12 protein-coding genes and 1 pseudogene are annotated in these 16,789 nt (G+C 67.4%); 11 read left to right on the plus strand and 2 right to left on the minus strand.

All coding sequences use genetic code 11. The features are described 5' to 3' along the window. Nucleotides 1-71 precede the first annotated feature (71 nt). Nucleotides 72-389 (minus strand): hypothetical protein, encoded by a 318-nt coding sequence (locus ACIGXX_RS25470; RefSeq protein ID WP_399979082.1) that lies wholly within the window; start codon nt 387-389, stop codon nt 72-74. A gap of 388 nt (nt 390-777) precedes the next feature. Between ACIGXX_RS25470 and ACIGXX_RS25475 the strand changes: the two genes are divergently transcribed. From ACIGXX_RS25475 to ACIGXX_RS25510, 8 genes and pseudogenes are all read left to right on the plus strand, one after another. Then, a complete protein-coding gene (locus ACIGXX_RS25475; protein WP_351163388.1) occupies nt 778-3,090 on the plus strand; it encodes an ABC transporter family substrate-binding protein in 2,313 nt (770 codons plus the stop codon). A gap of 298 nt (nt 3,091-3,388) precedes the next feature. Beyond that, nucleotides 3,389-5,263, plus strand: a complete 1,875-nt coding sequence (gene typA / locus ACIGXX_RS25480) for a translational GTPase TypA (protein WP_351163390.1) — start codon at nt 3,389-3,391, stop codon at nt 5,261-5,263. 637 nt (nt 5,264-5,900) lie between these two features. Next, nucleotides 5,901-7,526: an ABC transporter substrate-binding protein gene (locus tag ACIGXX_RS25485; protein ID WP_351163392.1), complete on the plus strand. Its 1,626-nt coding sequence runs from the start codon at nt 5,901-5,903 to the stop codon at nt 7,524-7,526. A gap of 87 nt (nt 7,527-7,613) precedes the next feature. Beyond that, nucleotides 7,614-8,543 (plus strand): ABC transporter permease, encoded by a 930-nt coding sequence (locus ACIGXX_RS25490; RefSeq protein ID WP_351164011.1) that lies wholly within the window; start codon nt 7,614-7,616, stop codon nt 8,541-8,543. Then, nucleotides 8,536-9,498, plus strand: a complete 963-nt coding sequence (locus ACIGXX_RS25495; RefSeq protein WP_351163394.1) for an ABC transporter permease — start codon at nt 8,536-8,538, stop codon at nt 9,496-9,498. The genes ACIGXX_RS25490 and ACIGXX_RS25495 overlap by 8 nt, the downstream gene beginning before the upstream one ends. 11 nt (nt 9,499-9,509) lie before the next feature. Further along, entirely contained in the window at nt 9,510-10,571 is a 1,062-nt protein-coding gene (locus ACIGXX_RS25500; RefSeq protein ID WP_351163397.1) for an ABC transporter ATP-binding protein, read from the plus strand. Further along, nucleotides 10,564-11,715 carry a dipeptide ABC transporter ATP-binding protein gene (locus ACIGXX_RS25505; protein WP_351163399.1) on the plus strand — a complete coding sequence of 384 codons (1,152 nt, stop codon included), beginning with the start codon at nt 10,564-10,566 and terminating at the stop codon, nt 11,713-11,715. Before ACIGXX_RS25500 ends, ACIGXX_RS25505 begins: the two co-directional genes overlap by 8 nt. A 203-nt stretch (nt 11,716-11,918) precedes the next feature. Beyond that, a pseudogene (locus tag ACIGXX_RS25510) lies at nt 11,919-12,474 on the plus strand (GNAT family N-acetyltransferase). On the opposite strand, the gene ACIGXX_RS25515 reads toward ACIGXX_RS25510, so the two are convergent. Further along, complete coding sequence (locus tag ACIGXX_RS25515) at nt 12,444-13,028, minus strand: Uma2 family endonuclease (RefSeq protein ID WP_399979089.1); 585 nt, start codon at nt 13,026-13,028, stop codon at nt 12,444-12,446. The pseudogene ACIGXX_RS25510 and the gene ACIGXX_RS25515 overlap by 31 nt on opposite strands. 178 nt (nt 13,029-13,206) lie before the next feature. Here ACIGXX_RS25515 and ACIGXX_RS25520 point away from each other — a divergent pair, with 178 nt between their 5' ends. The 3 genes from ACIGXX_RS25520 (at nt 13,207) to ACIGXX_RS25530 (ending at nt 16,789) form a co-directional block, all read left to right on the plus strand. Beyond that, entirely contained in the window at nt 13,207-14,838 is a 1,632-nt protein-coding gene (locus tag ACIGXX_RS25520; protein ID WP_351163406.1) for an ABC transporter substrate-binding protein, read from the plus strand. 66 nt (nt 14,839-14,904) lie between these two features. Continuing rightward, nucleotides 14,905-15,828: an ABC transporter permease gene (locus ACIGXX_RS25525; RefSeq protein WP_249587949.1), complete on the plus strand. Its 924-nt coding sequence runs from the start codon at nt 14,905-14,907 to the stop codon at nt 15,826-15,828. Continuing rightward, nucleotides 15,821-16,789 (plus strand): ABC transporter permease, encoded by a 969-nt coding sequence (locus ACIGXX_RS25530; protein WP_351163410.1) that lies wholly within the window; start codon nt 15,821-15,823, stop codon nt 16,787-16,789. The genes ACIGXX_RS25525 and ACIGXX_RS25530 overlap by 8 nt, the downstream gene beginning before the upstream one ends.

Genomic DNA, 16,789 nt, shown 5'->3' on the forward strand with positions numbered 1-16,789 from the left:
CCTCAAGACGGCGTGCCGGGTCATGGGGCGGGCCGGTTCATGGGTCCCACCGGTTCAAGGTGCACACCGGCTCAAGGGGCATGCCGGTCGCTCGCGCCGAGGCCCTCGTCGTCCGAGTCCGTCCACAGAGAGCTGTCGTAGGGCGTATCGGGGATGGTGACCAGGTCGGGCCGCTTCTTCTGGGGGGCGGCGCCCGGATCGGGGGCCGTGGCGCGAAGAAGCGCGACGCTCTCGCGCAAGTGGTCGGCGTCCGTGCGGACGCGGCGGACGTCGAGTCCGGGAAGACCACCCTGGGAACCCTCGCCGACCTGCTGCTCCAGCTTGCCGACGGTGCGGACCAGATCGTCGACGCATCGCTGAACAGCCGTCAGATCATCCTGCAGAGCCATGACTTGCCCTCACTTCAGGGGTGCGGCGGCAACGTTCATGCGCCTGCGAGTGTCGCGCGTCACATCCCGGCTTGTGAAGGGATCTGCCGGGATTCCCGGCTCGTACGCGCTGAAACGCGCCGGGGTGCACGCCGCCGTCACGGCCGCGCCTCGGGGCGCACGTGGCTGCCCGTCCTCCGCTGTCGACCGCCGTCGTCACGCTCGGTCACGCCTGGTTGGGCCGCACGAGTGGGATCTGACGCACCCACGCCGTGTCGCTCCCGTGTGCCGGACCTCGTCCCCTTCAGTGGGTCGATAGATGTGATCAGCTCCATATACCGCCAAACGTGATCAAACCCGGCCCCGGTCCTGGTAGCGGGCGGCCGGGCGAGCCCCGGAGGTACCCGCCATGACCCCAGACCGCGCCAGACTGAGATCTGCCGTGTTCCTCGCCACGGGCGTGCTGGCTCTGCCCGCCCTCGCCGCCTGCAGCTCTCAGGACGAGGCGGGCGCCCCGACCGCCGGTCAGGACGTCGCGCCCGCGGCCCGGGACCTCGTCGCCGACGGCGGGACCATGAACTGGGCCGTCGACGCGATGCCGGAGACCCTCAACTCCTTCCAGTCGGACGCCGACGCGGGCACGTCGCGGATCGCGGGCGCGGTCCTGCCGTCGATGTTCCGCCTCGACGCACAGGGCAGGGCGCAGCAGAACGCCGACTTCCTGGAGTCGGCGAAGGTCGTCGAGCGCGAGCCCAAGCAGGTCGTGCTCTACAAGCTCAACCAGCAGGCGGTGTGGAGCGACGGCCGGGAGATCGGGGCCGACGACTTCGCGGCGCAGCAGCGCGCCCTGTCCGGGAAGGACAGCGCGTACTGGACGGCACGCAACGCGGGCTACGACCGCATCGAGAAGATCGAGCGCGGCGAGAACAACCTGGAGGTGCGCGTCACCTTCAACAAGCCGTACGCGGACTGGCGTTCGCTCTTCTCGCCGCTGTATCCGAAGGAGGTCATGGGCACTCCCGACACCTTCAACGACGGTGCGCGGCGCAAGCTCAAGGTAAGCGCGGGCCCCTTCGCGGTGCAGGACTTCGACAGCAAGGCGGACGAGGTCACGCTGGTCCGCAACCCCCGCTGGTGGGGCAGGCCCGCCAAGCTCTCCAAGGTCGTCCTGCGGGAGGTGCCGCGCGACGAGCGGGCGTCCGCGCTCGCGCAGGGCAAGGTCGACCTCGCCGAGATCGACGCCCCGGAGGCGCGACGCATCACGAACGCGGCGCGCGACCAGGGCGCCCAGGGTCCGCTCGCCCACGGCCCCGAGGCGCGGCTGACCCCGGCCAAGGCGCTGCGCTCCTGGGCGATCGCCAACGGCTCCGACGAGGAGGCGGCCGACAGCGAGCAGGAGGTCCGCGCGAAGACCCACAAGGCGATCAAGAAGTACGCCACCGAGCAGTCGGGCCTGCGGGGCTACACCGTCCGCAAGTCCCTCGAACCGGCCTACACCCAGCTCGCCCTCAACGGCACCGAGGGCCCGCTCGCCGACGACCGGGTGCGGCGCGCGGTGGCCCGCGCCCTCGACCGCGACGAGCTCGCCAAGGCGGTCCTCTCGCCGCTGGGCCTGCCCGCCAAACCGGTCGGCAGCCATCTGGCGCTCGCCGGGCAGCAGGCGTACGCGGACAACAGCGGGGCCCTGGGCGACCAGGACACCACCGAGGCGCGGGCGCTGCTCGCCGACGCGGGGTGGACGCCGGGCGGTCCGCTGAAGGAGCCCAAGGGGAAGACGGCCGGCGGTGAGGCCGACGCCAAGAAGGCCAAGGGGGACTCCGGCTCGGAGTCCGACGCGGACGCGGGGGAGGACTCGGATGACGACGGTTCGTACGTCGTCGGCGAGGACGACCAGAAGCCGGGCGACAGCGGCACCTCGGTGCTGGCGCCCGCTCCCGCGGCGGCCTACCAGCAGGCGGCGCTGACCCGCCAGGCGGCGTCCCTCACGGCTCCCCGCGAGGCGGACAAGGAGAAGAAGAAGGACCCCGGCGGGCACGCCAAGCAGCAGGCGGAGAAGCGCGCCGACAAGCAGGCCGCGAAGGGCGGTGCGCCCGGCGCGTACGCCCCCAAGGGCACCGCGGCGCCCGCCGCGGCGACCCCGGCGGCGGGCGGCCCCATGGCGAAGGACGGCAAGCCCCTCACCCTCCGCTTCGTCCTGCCGTCCGGCGAGGGCTCGGAGTCGCTGCGGACGGTGGCCGACCGGATCTCGCGGATGCTGGAGAAGATCGGCATCCGTACGGAGACGGCGAAGGTCGCCGACGACAGCTACTTCAAGGACCACATCGCGTCCGGTCAGTACGACCTCGCCCTCTACTCCTGGCCCGCCTCGGCCTTCCCGGCCACGGACGCGCGCCCGATCTTCGCCAAGCCGGTGCCGGCCGCGGACGGTTCGCTGAACGTCGAGCAGAACTACACGCGGGTCGGTACGGACCACATCGACCAGTTGTTCGATCAGGCGATGGGGGAGCTGGACGAGGACGAGAGCCGCGCCCTGGTCAAGAAGGCGGACGCCCGCATCTGGGCCGAGGCCGGTTCCATCCCCCTCTATCAGCGCCCCCAGCTGATGGCGGCCCGCACGAACCTCGCGAACGCGGGCGCGTTCGGCTTCCAGTCCCCGAACTTCGAGGACATGGGCTTCCTGAAGCCGGGCGCGAAACCCTCGGGCAAGCCGGCCGCGAAGTAGCTCCGCCGCAGGTCAGGCTCAGATTCCGCTCAACTCCCTTGCCCGCCGGCGCCTCCGGCGGGCAAGGTCGTTTCCACCCATTGACCTGTACGTTCTCCCCCCACGCCCCCGCACGGGCCCAGCACCCCCTGATACCCCTTATAACCCCAGGTCAGGCTGGATAGGAGGGCCCCGCGGAGGTGACCTCCACGTAAGGGCCGTAGACTGGGGTGAGGCCGTGGCGTGTTCTGCCCGGCAGGGCACGCGTGCCAGACCGTACGCGCGGCCATCCACTCTTCCCGGGAGAAGCGCAGCTCGTATGCCCACGCGCCATGACATTCGTAATGTTGCCATCGTCGCCCACGTCGACCACGGCAAGACCACCCTGGTCGACGCCATGCTCAAGCAGGCCGGCTCCTTCGCCGCGCACGCAGCCGAGTCCCTCGACGACCGCATGATGGACTCGAACGACCTGGAGCGTGAGAAGGGCATCACGATCCTGGCCAAGAACACGGCCGTCAAGTACCACCCCAAGGATGGCGGAGACGTCATCACCATCAACATCATCGACACCCCCGGCCACGCCGACTTCGGTGGCGAGGTCGAGCGCGGCCTGTCGATGGTGGACGCGGTCGTCCTCCTCGTGGACGCCTCTGAGGGCCCGCTGCCCCAGACCCGCTTCGTGCTCCGCAAGGCCCTCGCGGCCAAGATGCCGGTCATCCTGTGCATCAACAAGACGGACCGACCGGACTCGCGCATCGCCGAGGTCGTCGACGAGACGTACGACCTCTTCCTGGACCTCGACGCTGACGAGGACCAGATCGAGTTCCCGATCGTCTACGCCTGCGCCCGTGACGGCGTCGCCTCGCTGACCAAGCCGGAGGACGGCACCGTCCCGGCCGACAGCGAGAACCTGGAGCCGTTCTTCTCCACCATCCTGGAGACCGTCCCGGCTCCGGAGTACGACGAGGAGGCCCCGCTCCAGGCTCACGTCACGAACCTGGACGCCGACAACTTCCTCGGCCGTATCGCCCTCTGCCGTGTCGAGCAGGGCGAGCTGCGCAAGGGCCAGACCGTCACGTGGATCAAGCGCGACGGGTCGCAGTCCAACGTCCGCATCACCGAGCTGATGATGACCGAGGCGCTCACCCGCAAGCCCGCCGAGAAGGCGGGCCCCGGTGACATCTGCGCCATCGCCGGTATCCCGGAGATCATGATCGGTGAGACCCTCGCCGACCCCGAGAACCCGATCGCGCTCCCGCTGATCACGGTCGACGAGCCCGCGATCTCCATGACCATCGGCACCAACACCTCGCCGCTCGTCGGCAAGGGCGGCAAGGGCCACAAGGTCACCGCCCGCCAGGTGAAGGACCGTCTGGACAAGGAGCTCATCGGTAACGTCTCGCTCCGTGTCCTGGACACCGAGCGTCCCGACGCCTGGGAGGTCCAGGGCCGTGGTGAGCTCGCGCTCGCCATCCTGGTCGAGCAGATGCGCCGCGAGGGCTTCGAGCTGACCGTCGGCAAGCCCGAGGTCGTCACCAAGCAGATCGACGGCAAGACGTACGAGCCGATCGAGCGCATGACGATCGACTCGCCCGAGGAGCACCTCGGCGCCATCACGCAGCTGATGGCGACCCGTAAGGGCCGCATGGAGACGATGACCAACCACGGCTCCGGCTGGATCCGCATGGAGTGGATCGTTCCGTCGCGTGGCCTCATCGGCTTCCGTACGGAGTTCCTGACCCAGACCCGCGGCACCGGCATCGCGCACTCGATCTTCGAGGGTCACGAGCCGTGGTTCGGCGACCTGCGCACCCGTCACAACGGCTCGCTCGTCGCGGACCGCTCGGGCTCGGTCACGCCGTTCGCCATGGTCAACCTCCAGGAGCGCGGTGTCATCTTCACCGAGGCCGGCACCGAGGTGTACGAGGGCATGATCGTCGGCGAGAACTCGCGCGCCGACGACATGGACGTGAACATCACCAAGGAGAAGAAGCTCACCAACATGCGTGCGGCTTCCGCGGACACGACCGAGAACGTCGTGCCCGCTCGCAAGCTGTCGCTCGAGCAGTCCCTGGAGTTCTGCCGCGACGACGAGTGCATCGAGGTGACCCCGGAGACCGTGCGTATCCGCAAGGTCGTCCTGGACGCCAAGCAGCGCGGCCGCACCGCCTCGCGCGCCAAGCACGGCTAAGGCCGGAGCAAAGCGCGGCTAAAGCTTCGCGCTTGGTCCGGGCCCGGCACAACTGCCGCTGACGCTCGGCGAATTCGGCATCAGAGGCCGGTTTCCGTCCCTCCCTCCGGGAGCGGCGGGGACCGGCCTCTCGTGCGTCTGCGGGGGTTACCCCCTTGCGGGGCCCTCAGCGGCACTACGCTGGCCCAGACCTCGGGGGCAGGGGTCGGGCCCCGTCGGCGACGCTCCGCGCATCTACGCGCGTCCACAGAGCCGCCCCCGAAGATGCCGCGAGTCGGCTCCGCGGCGGTCCGCCGCAACAGGTTTTCCTGGGCCATCTGTCCGGAATACGGACACCGTTGACCGTTAGATGTGTAACACGTCCGTTTCGCAACCATCTATCTCGGATCGGTTTGTCCGGATTTTGGAAGTTGTACGCACCAGGTGTGATTGAACCGAGACCAAAAGAGTGTGGTCGGGCGGTACCTCATGGCTAATAGTTGACCGCGTATAGCTCGGGTCAATGGGTCACGCGCTGTGGGGAGCGCCGACTCACGAGCACTCTGGGGTACTTCGATCTACGCGCCGTCAGGGGTGTCGGCGCGGTTTCTTGTACCCCCTCTTGTAGTGAACAAGTGGACTCATGAGGAGGAACCCCATGCGTGGTGCCAAGAGCGCCAAGTGGGTCGCGATAGCGGGTGTCGTGGCGCTGACGGCAACGGCCTGCGGCGGCGACAGCGACAGCGGCGGCAACAGTGGCAAGGTCGACCCCAAGGGGATCGTCAGCTACGCGAACGGCGAGCCGCAGAACGCCCTGCAGCCTTCCAACACCATGGAGGCGTACGGAAGCGTCGTCATCGACTCGCTCTTCACGGGCCTGGTCCACTACGACAAGCAGGGCAACATCACCTACGAGAACGCCGAGTCGGTCACCCCCGACAAGGACTCGAAGGTGTGGACCGTCAAGCTGAAGTCGGGCTGGAAGTTCCACAACGGTGAGGCCGTCACCGCGAAGTCGTACGTGGACGCCTGGAACTGGGCCGCCAACCCGGCCAACGGTCAGCAGAACAGTTCCTGGTACCGCGACATCGTCGGCTACGACAAGGTCCACCCCGAGAAGGGGAAGGCCAAGGCGAAGGCGATGGAGGGTCTGAAGGTCGTCGACGACAACACCTTCACCATCACGCTGAACAACGGCATCCCGTACTACGCGTACAAGCTCGTCTACGCGCCCTTCTACCCGCTGCCCTCGGCCGCGCTGAAGGACCCGAAGAAGTACGGCGAGGCGCCGGTCGGCAACGGCCCGTACAAGTTCGCGAAGTGGGACCACAAGAAGCTCATCCAGGTCCGCACGTGGGGTGGGTACAAGGGCGAGAAGCCGAAGAACGGCGGCATCGACTTCAAGGCCTACACCAAGGACACGGCGGCCTACGCCGACCTGAAGTCGGACAACGTCGACTCGATGCCGATCGTGCCGAACAGCGAGAACGCCAACTTCAAGCAGGACTTCGGCGACCGCGCGATCGAGCAGGACTTCTCGGCGATCAACACGATCAACCCGGCCTTCTACACCAAGCAGTGGAAGGACATCGACGTCAAGGTCCTGCAGGGCCTGTCGATGGCGATCGACCGCGACACCATCGCCAAGACCGTGTTCCACGGCACGCGTGAGTCGGCCACCGGCTGGGTCGCCAAGGGCGTCAAGGGCTACCAGAAGGACGCCTGCGGCGAGTACTGCAAGTTCGACGCCAAGAAGGCCAAGGCCCTCATCAAGGAAGGCGGCGGCGTCCCGGGCAACAAGATCTCCATCCAGTACAACGCCGACCAGCCGCACAAGGACTGGGTCGTCGCGGTCTGCAACAGCATCACCAACTCGACCGGCGTCAAGTGCGTCGGCGACGCGGTGACCGACTTCGCGGCCGACACGGAGATCCGTGACCAGAAGAAGGTCAAGTCGATCTACCGCTCCGGATGGGTGCTCGACTACCCGTTCAACGGCAACTTCCTCGCCGACCTCTACGGCACCGGCGTCGACGGCAACAAGGGCGGCTTCTCGGACAAGAAGTTCGACGCGCTGACCAAGAAGGCCGACGCGGCGAAGACCATCGACGAGTCCGCCAAGCTGTACGGCGAGGCTGAGAAGTCTCTGCAGAACAGCTTCCCGGGCATCCCGCTCTGGTACAACAAGACGCTCTCCGCGTACTCGAACAACGTGAAGGGCATGGAGTTCGACCAGGCAGGCGACCCGATCCTCACGCAGGTCCAGGTCTTCGAGAAGAAGTAGTAGTCGTCGGAGTCCGTTCCCGTCAGCGACGCCCGGCGATCCCGGGCGTCGCTGACGGGGGGCTCCGCAATGGACGGAGGCACCACCATGGGGCGCTACGTCGCGAGGCGACTGCTCCAGATGATCCCGGTCTTCATCGGGACAACCCTGCTGATCTTCCTGATGGTCAATGTGCTCCCCGGCGACCCGGTCGCGGCGCTGTGGGGCGACAAGCCGCCGGACCCGGCACAGGTCGCACAGATCAAGCACGACCGCGGACTTGATCTGCCGCTGTGGCAGCAGTATCTGCACTACATGTGGGGATTGCTGCAGGGAGACTTCGGCAACACCATCGCTGGAAACAGACCCATTCTTGACGAGATCACGCAGGCTTTCCCGGTCTCGATGCGTCTCGCCGCCATGGCGTGGACCTTCGAGCTGATCGTCGGTATCGGCCTCGGCGTCCTGGCAGGTGTGAAGCGCGGCCGGTTCATCGACAACACGGTGACGCTGTTCACCCTGCTGGTGATCTCCGTCCCGATCTTCGTGTTCGGACTGTTCCTCCAGCTGATCTTCGGCAACGAACTCGGCTGGGTGACGCCCACGGTCCAGGACTCCGAGGAGTTCACCCAACTTCTGCTGCCCGCGCTCGTGCTCGGCCTGGTCGGTCTCGCCTACGTGGCGCGCCTGACCCGTACGTCCATCGCGGAGAACCGGCAGGCGGACTACATCCGCACGGCGGTCGCCAAGGGACTGCCGAGGCAGCGCATCATCTCCCGGCACCTGCTGCGCAACTCCCTCATACCCGTGGTCACTTACCTGGGCACGGACATCGGCACCCTCATGGGTGGTGCGGTGATCACCGAGGGCATCTTCAACGTGACCGGCGTCGGCAACCTTCTCTTCAAGGCGCTGAGCCAGCGAGAGGGCGCCGTCATCGTCGGCATCGTGACCGTCCTGGTGCTCGTGTACCTCCTCGCCAGCCTGCTCGTCGACCTGCTTTACGCGGTCCTGGACCCGAGGATCCGTTATGCCTGACCTCACCAAGACCCCGGCCACGGACGAGGCGCAGGCCGTGGCCATCGTCGAAGCCGACGCCAAGGCGGACGACTCCGCGAGCACGGCCAGCAAGCCGCGCAGCCTGTGGGGAGACGCCTGGCGCGACCTGCGCCGCCGGCCCATGTTCCTGGCGGCCACGGCCCTGATCATCCTGGTGATCCTGCTGGCGGCCTTCCCGAGCCTGTTCACCAGCGCCGACCCCCGGTACGGCGATCTGACCAAGCACTTCCTCGAGAAGCCGAACCTCACCCACTTCTTCCAGGCCGACTGGTTCGGCTACGACCGCCAGGGGCGCAGCATCTACGCCCGGGTGGTCTACGGAACGCGGAACTCGATCATGGTCGGCATGGGGGTGACGATCCTGATCACCCTCTTCGGTGGCCTGGTCGGCATGCTCGCCGGCTACTTCGGCGGCTTCTGGGACAGCCTGCTCTCGCGGATCGTGGACATCTTCTTCGGTATCCCGTTCCTGCTCGGCGCGATGGTCATCCTGAACGCGTTCTCCAACCCGAACGTCTGGGTGATCACCGGCGCGCTCGCCTTCCTCGGCTGGACGCAGATCGCCCGCGTGATGCGCGGCGCGGTCATCACGACCAAGCACGCGGACTACGTGGTGGCGGCGCGGGCGCTCGGCGCGGACACCAAGCGGATCCTGTTCCGGCACATCCTGCCGAACGCGCTGGCTCCGGTGATCGTCATCGCGACCATCGCCCTCGGTACGTACATCGTCGCGGAGTCGACGCTGTCCTTCCTCGGTCTCGGCTTCGGCGGCGACGAGTTCTCCTGGGGCAGTGACATCTCCGACTCGCTGGACGACATCCGCAACAACCCGCACACGCTGATCTTCCCGGCGGGAATGCTGAGTATCACGGTGCTGGCGTTCATCATGATGGGTGACGCCGTACGCGAAGCCCTCGACCCGAAGCTGCGCTGAGGGAGGCGTAAATGACCAGCATCGACATCAAGGAAAACTCGGTTCCCGCCCCCCGCTCGGGTGAGGAAAAGAGCGGCAGGCTGCTGGACGTCAAGGACCTGCACGTCGAGTTCCACACCCGTGATGGTGTGGTCAAGGCGGTCAACGGAGTCAACTACAGCGTGGACGCGGGCGAGACGCTCGCGGTCCTCGGTGAGTCCGGCTCCGGCAAGTCCGTGACGGCCCAGGCCATCATGGGCATCCTCGACATGCCGCCCGGCAAGATCCCGCAGGGCGAGATCGTCTTCCGCGGCCAGGACATGCTGAAGATGTCCAACGAGGAGCGCAGGAAGATCCGCGGTCGCAAGATCGCCATGATCTTCCAGGACGCGCTGTCCTCCCTCAACCCCGTTCTCTCGGTGGGCTACCAGCTCGGCGAGATGTTCCGGGTGCACGAGGGAATGTCGCGCAAGCAGGCCAAGGCCAAGGCCATCGAGCTGATGGACAAGGTCAAGATCCCGGCGGCCAAGGAGCGGGTGAACGACTACCCGCACCAGTTCTCCGGCGGTATGCGCCAGCGCATCATGATCGCGATGGCGCTCGCCCTGGAGCCGGACCTGATCATCGCGGACGAGCCCACCACGGCGCTCGACGTGACGGTCCAGGCCCAGGTCATGGACCTGCTCGCGGATCTTCAGCGCGAGTACAACATGGGCCTGATCCTCATCACCCACGACCTGGGTGTGGTCGCGGACGTCGCCGACAAGATCGCGGTGATGTACGCGGGCCGGATCGTCGAGACGGCCCCGGTCCACGAGCTCTACAAGCGCCCCGCGCACCCGTACACGCGCGGTCTGCTCGAGTCGATTCCCCGGCTCGACCAGAAGGGCCAGGAGCTCTACGCGATCAAGGGCCTGCCGCCCAACCTGCTCCACATTCCGTCCGGTTGTGCCTTCAACCCGCGCTGCCCCAAGGCGCAGGACATCTGCCGTACGGACGTCCCGGCCCTGGTGCCGGTGAGCGAGCAGGACGGCACGGAGCTGCCGGGCCGCGGCAGCGCGTGCCACTTCTGGAAGGAGACGATCCATGGCTGAGCCGCTCAAGAAGACGGACGAGCCCGCCGACGCCACCCCGAACGTCTCCGAGGTGGAAACGGTCGACGCCGCCACCGCCGAGGAGGCCGTCGCGGCCATCGAGGCACCGGTCGAGCGCGGCGAGCCCATCCTCCAGGTCCGCAACTTGGTGAAGCACTTCCCGCTGACCCAAGGTGTCCTGATCAAGAAGCAGGTCGGCGCGGTCAAGGCGGTCGACGGCATCTCGTTCGACCTCTACCAGGGCGAGACCCTGGGCATCGTGGGCGAGTCCGGCTGTGGCAAGTCCACGGTCGCCAAGCTCCTGATGACCCTGGAGCGCGCCACGGCCGGCGAGGTCTTCTACAAGGGCCAGGACATCACCAAGCTGTCGGGGCGCGCCCTGAAGGCGGTGCGCCGCAACATCCAGATGGTGTTCCAGGACCCGTACACCTCGCTCAACCCGCGTATGACGGTGGGCGACATCATCGGGGAGCCCTTCGAGATCCACCCCGAGGTGGCTCCCAAGGGCTCGCGCCGCCGGAAGGTCCAGGACCTCCTGGACGTGGTGGGCCTGAACCCGGAGTACATCAACCGCTACCCGCACCAGTTCTCGGGCGGCCAGCGCCAGCGCATCGGCATCGCGCGCGGTCTGGCCCTCAACCCCGAGATCATCATCTGCGACGAGCCGGTCTCGGCCCTGGACGTCTCCGTCCAGGCCCAGGTCATCAACCTGATGGAGAAGCTGCAGGACGAGTTCAACCTCTCCTACCTCTTCATCGCGCACGACCTGTCGATCGTCCGGCACATCTCGGACCGCGTGGGCGTGATGTACCTCGGCAAGATGGCGGAGATCGGCTCGGACGAGCAGATCTACGAGCACCCGACGCACCCGTACACGCAGGCGCTCCTGTCGGCTGTCCCGGTGCCGGACCCGGAGGCCCGCGAGGGCCGCGAGCGCATCATCCTCACCGGTGACGTGCCGTCCCCCGCGAACCCGCCCTCGGGCTGCCGCTTCCGCACCCGCTGCTGGAAGGCGGAGGCGAAGTGCGCGGAGGAGACCCCGCTGCTCGCGATCCCGCAGCGGTTCGCGGGCCAGGACACCCCGGCGGCCCACGAGTCGGCGTGCCACTTCGCGGAGGAGAAGGACGTCGTGCACGCGGCGTAACCTCACCCTCGGCCTCTGGCCGGACACGACGGGGGCGCCCGGAACCACTCGGTTCCGGGCGCCCCCGTCCAGTTCGGGACGGAGTACTACAGTGAAAAGACCGCCACCGCCCGGCAACGCGAGCGGTGGCGTGGCCGGGTGTCCGTGGTGGAGGTGGAGGCGGAGTCGGATGGGCGTGGGTGACGCGGGCCGCGTCCGGGGGAGTGGGGCGGGGCGTCGTGCTTAGCCTTCGGCCCTGGACGGAGCGGGACGCCGGCGCCGTGCTCGCCGCCCTGGCCGCCCCGGGGATGTCCCGGCAGTCCGACGAGCCGGTCGACTCCCGTGAGAGCGCGTCCCGTTGGATCGCGCGGCGTGAGCAAGAGGAGCGCGCCGGGATCGCGTACGCCTTCGCGGTGGTCGACGGGGAAGGCACTCCGCTGGGCAATGTCGCCGTGGGCGCCGTGAACCACGTCCACGCGACGGGCTGGGTGTCGTACTGGACGGTGCCTTCGGCGCGGCGGCGCGGCGTGGCGACGTACGGGTGCGATGCGCTGGCGCGGTGGGCCTTCGGCGAGCTGGGGCTCTTCCGGCTCGAGCTGGGCCACCGGGTCAACAACCCCGGCGTCCTGCCGGGTGGCCAGGGCCGCCGGCTTCACGGCGGAGGGCCTGCAGCGGCAGAAGCTCGCGTACGAGGGAGTCCGCTACGACGTCGAGCTGCACGCGCGGCTCGCCTCGGACCAGCGGGGCTCTCAGCTCTCGACGTTCCCTGGCTTTTCGTAGCGCCGGAACGCGGCGGTCTCCACCGTCCAGGGGCCGAACGGCACCTCGTCGCCGAAGATGTACGGCTCCTTGTTCCGGTAGCGGCCGGCACACGGCTCCGAGTGGACTTCGATCGTGCCGGTCCGTGGGTCGACGATCATGTAGTGGTCGATGCCCATGGCGGGGTACTCGGTCAGCTTCTCGCCGTAGTCGTTGTTCGGGTTGGGCGGGGAGACGATCTCGATGACGGCAAGTACCTGAGTGGCATCCACCGCGATGCCCTCCTCGTCGAGCACGGTCTCGGGGATCACGAGGGCGTCGGGGCGGCGCATGCGGCCGATGGAGGGGTGCTCGATCTCGGGGCCGTTGGCACAGATGTAGCCGGGGTGGGTGACGAGGAGCTGTCTGTCCAGCTGCTTGCAGATGCGGCGAACCGTGCCCTCGTGGCGCTTCGAGGGGCACATCATGGCCAGTATCGGGCCCGAAGGCCCGATCTCTACATGCCAGGTGCCCTCAAGGTTCTCGGCATAGGCTCCGAGCTCCTCGGCGATCGCGCGCATCTTCGCGTACTCCATGGTTCGAGCGTAGCGAGGGGGCTCCCCGTCGCTCGCCGCTTGTTGGTCATCCCCATGGGGCATCCGGGGGTTTCCCCAGGCCTACTAGCCTCGGAAAGCCCCCATAAAGATGCGCAGCACCCTGCATTGGGGTGTATTTGGGCCTAAGTCTGACTCAGGCCTGAAAGGGAGGCTCTCCATGCGTGGAGCCACGCACGCCAAGTGGGCCGCATGTGCGGTGACCGTCGCCCTCGCGGCGACCGCCTGCGGTGGAGGCGGGGACAGCGGCGGTGGCGGCGACGGCTCCGGGATCGTGGGTTCCTCCTGGGGGGATCCGCAGAACCCGCTGGAGCCCGCCAACACCAATGAGGTGCAGGGCGGCAAGGTGCTCGACATGCTCTTCCGGGGTCTCATGCGCTACGACCCGAAGACCGGCGAGGCCAAGAACATGGTCGCCGAAAAGATCGACACCAAGGACTCGCAGAACTTCACCGTGAAGATCAAGGACGGCTGGAAGTTCAGCAACGGCGAGAAGGTCACCGCGAAGTCCTTCGTCGACGCCTGGAATTACGGCGCCCACCTGAAGAACAACCAGAAGAACGCCTACTTCTTCGGCTATATCGAGGGCTACGACAAGGTCCACCCGGAGAAGGGCGACGCCAGTGCCGAGACGCTCTCCGGGCTGAAGGTCGTCGACGACACCAGCTTCACCGTGAAGCTCACGCAGAAGTTCTCCACCTGGCCCAAGACCCTCGGCTACCCGGCCTTCGCGCCGCTGCCCAAGGCGTTCTACGACGACCACGACGCATGGCTCGCCAAGCCCGTCGGAAACGGTCCGTACACCGTGGACTCGTACGCCAAGGGATCCAAGATGTCCCTGCGGAAATGGGACGGCTACAGCGGGGACGACAAGGCGAAGAACGGCGGTGTGGACCTCAAGGTCTACACCGACAACAACACCGCCTACACGGACCTGATGGCGGGCAACCTCGACCTCGTCGACGACGTTCCCGCCTCGCAGCTCAAGAACGCCAAGAACGACCTGGGTGACCGCTACATCAACACCCCGGCGGGCATCATCCAGACCCTCGCTTTCCCCTTCTACGACAGCAAGTGGTCGAAGGACGGAATGGAGAAGGTCCGCCAGGGGCTCTCGATGGCGATCAACCGTGAGCAGATCACCGAGACCATCTTCCAGAAGACCCGCACCCCGGCCACCGACTGGACATCGCCGGTGCTCGGCGAGGCCGGCGGCTACAAGTCCGGGCTCTGCGGCGACCCCTGCACGTACGACGCGGCCAAGGCGAAGAAGCTGATCGCGGACGGCGGCGGCATCCCCGGCGGCACGCTGAAGATCACGTACAACGCGGACACCGGCTCGCACAAGGAATGGGTCGACGCCGTCTGCAACTCCATCAACAAGGCCCTCGGGAACGACAAGTCCTGCGTCGGAAGTCCGGTCGGCACGTTCGCCGACTTCCGCAGCAAGGCCTCCCAGCAGAAGCTGGACGGCGCCTGGCGCGCGGGCTGGCAGATGGACTACCCGCTGATCCAGAACTTCCTCCAGCCGCTGTACTACACGGACGCCCCGTCCAACGACGGCAAATGGTCGAACGAGGAATTCGACAAGCTCGTCGACAAGGCCAACGCCGAGACCGACACCGGGAAGGCCGTCTCCACCTTCCAGGACGCCGAGAAGGTGCTCGCCGAGCAGATGGCGGTCATTCCGCTCTGGTACCAGAACGGCAGCGCCGGCTACTCGGACAAGGTCTCCGACGTGGCGCTGAACCAGTTCAGCGTGCCCGTCTACAACGAGATCAAGGTCAGCTGAGGCCCAGGGAGCGGTCGTCCGGCGAAACGTGCCGGACGACCGCTCCCATTACTTCCGGAGCCCTTCATGGGACGTTATGTGATCCGGCGTCTGCTGCAGATGATCCCGGTCTTCTTCGGCGCCACACTGCTGATCTTCCTGATGGTGAACGTGATGGGCGATCCCATCGCGGGCCTGTGCGGGGACCGAAAGTGCGACCCCGCGACGGCCGAACAGCTGAAGAAGGAGTTCGGCCTCGATAAGCCCGTGTGGCAGCAGTACGCGACCTACATGGGCAATGTCTTCACCGGTGACTTCGGTACCGCCTTCAACGGGCAGAAGGTCACCGAGCTGATGTCGACCGCCTTCCCGCTCACGATCCGCCTGACGCTCGTCGCGATCGTCTTCGAGATCGTCATCGGCATCTCGCTGGGTGTGGTGACCGGACTGCGACGCGGGCGTCCCATCGACACCGTCGTCCTGCTCCTGACGCTGGTCGTCATCGCGATCCCCACCTTCGTCACCGGCCTGCTGCTCCAGCTGCTGCTCGGCGTCGAATGGGGCGTGATGAAACCCTCCGTGTCCTCGGAGGCGCCCCTCAACGAACTCATCGTGCCCGGGCTCGTGCTCGCCTCGGTCTCCCTGGCGTACGTCACCCGGCTCACCCGGACCTCCATCGCCGAGAACCGCCGCGCCGACTACGTCCGCACGGCCATCGCGAAGGGGCTGCCCAGGCGCCGCGTCATCACCCGGCACCTGCTGCGCAACTCACTCATCCCGGTGGTCACCTTCATCGGCACGGACATCGGCGCCCTGATGGGCGGCGCCATCGTCACCGAACGGATCTTCAACATCCACGGCGTCGGCTTCCAGCTCTATCAGGGAATCCTCCGCCAGAGCACCCAGACCGTCGTCGGCTTCGTGACCGTCCTCGTCCTGGTCTTCCTGGTGGCCAACCTGATCGTCGACCTTCTGTACGCCGTACTCGACCCGAGGATCCGCTATGCCTGAACCCCGAGAGCCAGACGGAGCCATCGCCCCGACCGGTGCGGGCGGCGCGATGGACCTCGCGGCGACCGAAGGGGCGACGCTGGAGAAGACGCCGGGCGGTCCCGCCGGCACGGGGCCCGCCCGCAGCCTGTGGTCCGACGCCTGGCGCGAGCTGCGCCGCAACCCGATCTTCATCATCTCGGGCCTCATCATCGTCTTCCTCGTCTTCATCTCGCTCTGGCCGTCCGCGATCGCCTCCGGCAACCCGCTCGACTGCGACCTCGCCAACGCCCAGAAGAGCTCCACCGCCGGCCACCCCTTCGGCTTCGACGGACAGGGCTGCGACGTCTACACGCGGACCGTGTACGGGGCCCGCGCCTCGGTCACCGTCGGCGTCTGCGCCACGCTCGGTGTCGCGATCCTGGGCAGCGTGCTCGGCGGGCTCGCGGGGTTCTTCGGCGGGTTCTGGGACGCGATCCTCTCCCGGATCACCGACGTCTTCTTCGCCATCCCCGTCGTGCTCGGCGGCCTGGTGCTCCTGTCGGTCGTCACCAGCAACACCGTCTGGCCGGTGATCGGCTTCATGGTCCTGCTCGGCTGGCCGCAGCTCTCCCGCATCGCCCGCGGCTCCGTCATCACTGCCAAGCAGAACGACTACGTCCAGGCGGCGCGGGCCCTGGGAGCGTCCAACTCGCGGATGCTGCTGCGGCACATCGCGCCGAACGCGGTCGCCCCGGTGATCGTGGTCGCCACCATCGCGCTGGGCACGTACATCGCCCTGGAGGCGACCCTCTCGTACCTCGGCGTGGGCCTGAAGCCGCCGACCGTGAGCTGGGGCATCGACATCTCGGCCGCCTCCCAGTACATCCGCAACGCCCCGCACATGCTGCTCTGGCCCGCCGGAGCGCTTGCGATCACCGTGCTCGCGTTCATCATGCTCGGCGACGCGGTGCGCGACGCCCTCGACCCCAAGCTGAGGTAG

Origin of the sequence: Streptomyces sp. NPDC055243 (genome assembly GCF_044544025.1) — a bacterium.
Lineage (GTDB): Bacteria > Actinomycetota > Actinomycetes > Streptomycetales > Streptomycetaceae > Streptomyces.

What these genes read in the sequence shown, in the direction of transcription:
- ACIGXX_RS25470 (WP_399979082.1), bottom strand. Translation starts at nt 389, where the DNA reads ATGGCTCTGCAGGATGATCTGACGGCTGTTCAGCGATGCGTCGACGAT.
- ACIGXX_RS25475 (WP_351163388.1), top strand. Translation starts at nt 778, where the DNA reads ATGACCCCAGACCGCGCCAGACTGAGATCTGCCGTGTTCCTCGCCACG.
- typA (WP_351163390.1), top strand. Translation starts at nt 3,389, where the DNA reads ATGCCCACGCGCCATGACATTCGTAATGTTGCCATCGTCGCCCACGTC.
- ACIGXX_RS25485 (WP_351163392.1), top strand. Translation starts at nt 5,901, where the DNA reads ATGCGTGGTGCCAAGAGCGCCAAGTGGGTCGCGATAGCGGGTGTCGTG.
- ACIGXX_RS25490 (WP_351164011.1), top strand. Translation starts at nt 7,614, where the DNA reads ATGGGGCGCTACGTCGCGAGGCGACTGCTCCAGATGATCCCGGTCTTC.
- ACIGXX_RS25495 (WP_351163394.1), top strand. Translation starts at nt 8,536, where the DNA reads ATGCCTGACCTCACCAAGACCCCGGCCACGGACGAGGCGCAGGCCGTG.
- ACIGXX_RS25500 (WP_351163397.1), top strand. Translation starts at nt 9,510, where the DNA reads ATGACCAGCATCGACATCAAGGAAAACTCGGTTCCCGCCCCCCGCTCG.
- ACIGXX_RS25505 (WP_351163399.1), top strand. Translation starts at nt 10,564, where the DNA reads ATGGCTGAGCCGCTCAAGAAGACGGACGAGCCCGCCGACGCCACCCCG.
- ACIGXX_RS25515 (WP_399979089.1), bottom strand. Translation starts at nt 13,028, where the DNA reads ATGGAGTACGCGAAGATGCGCGCGATCGCCGAGGAGCTCGGAGCCTAT.
- ACIGXX_RS25520 (WP_351163406.1), top strand. Translation starts at nt 13,207, where the DNA reads ATGCGTGGAGCCACGCACGCCAAGTGGGCCGCATGTGCGGTGACCGTC.
- ACIGXX_RS25525 (WP_249587949.1), top strand. Translation starts at nt 14,905, where the DNA reads ATGGGACGTTATGTGATCCGGCGTCTGCTGCAGATGATCCCGGTCTTC.
- ACIGXX_RS25530 (WP_351163410.1), top strand. Translation starts at nt 15,821, where the DNA reads ATGCCTGAACCCCGAGAGCCAGACGGAGCCATCGCCCCGACCGGTGCG.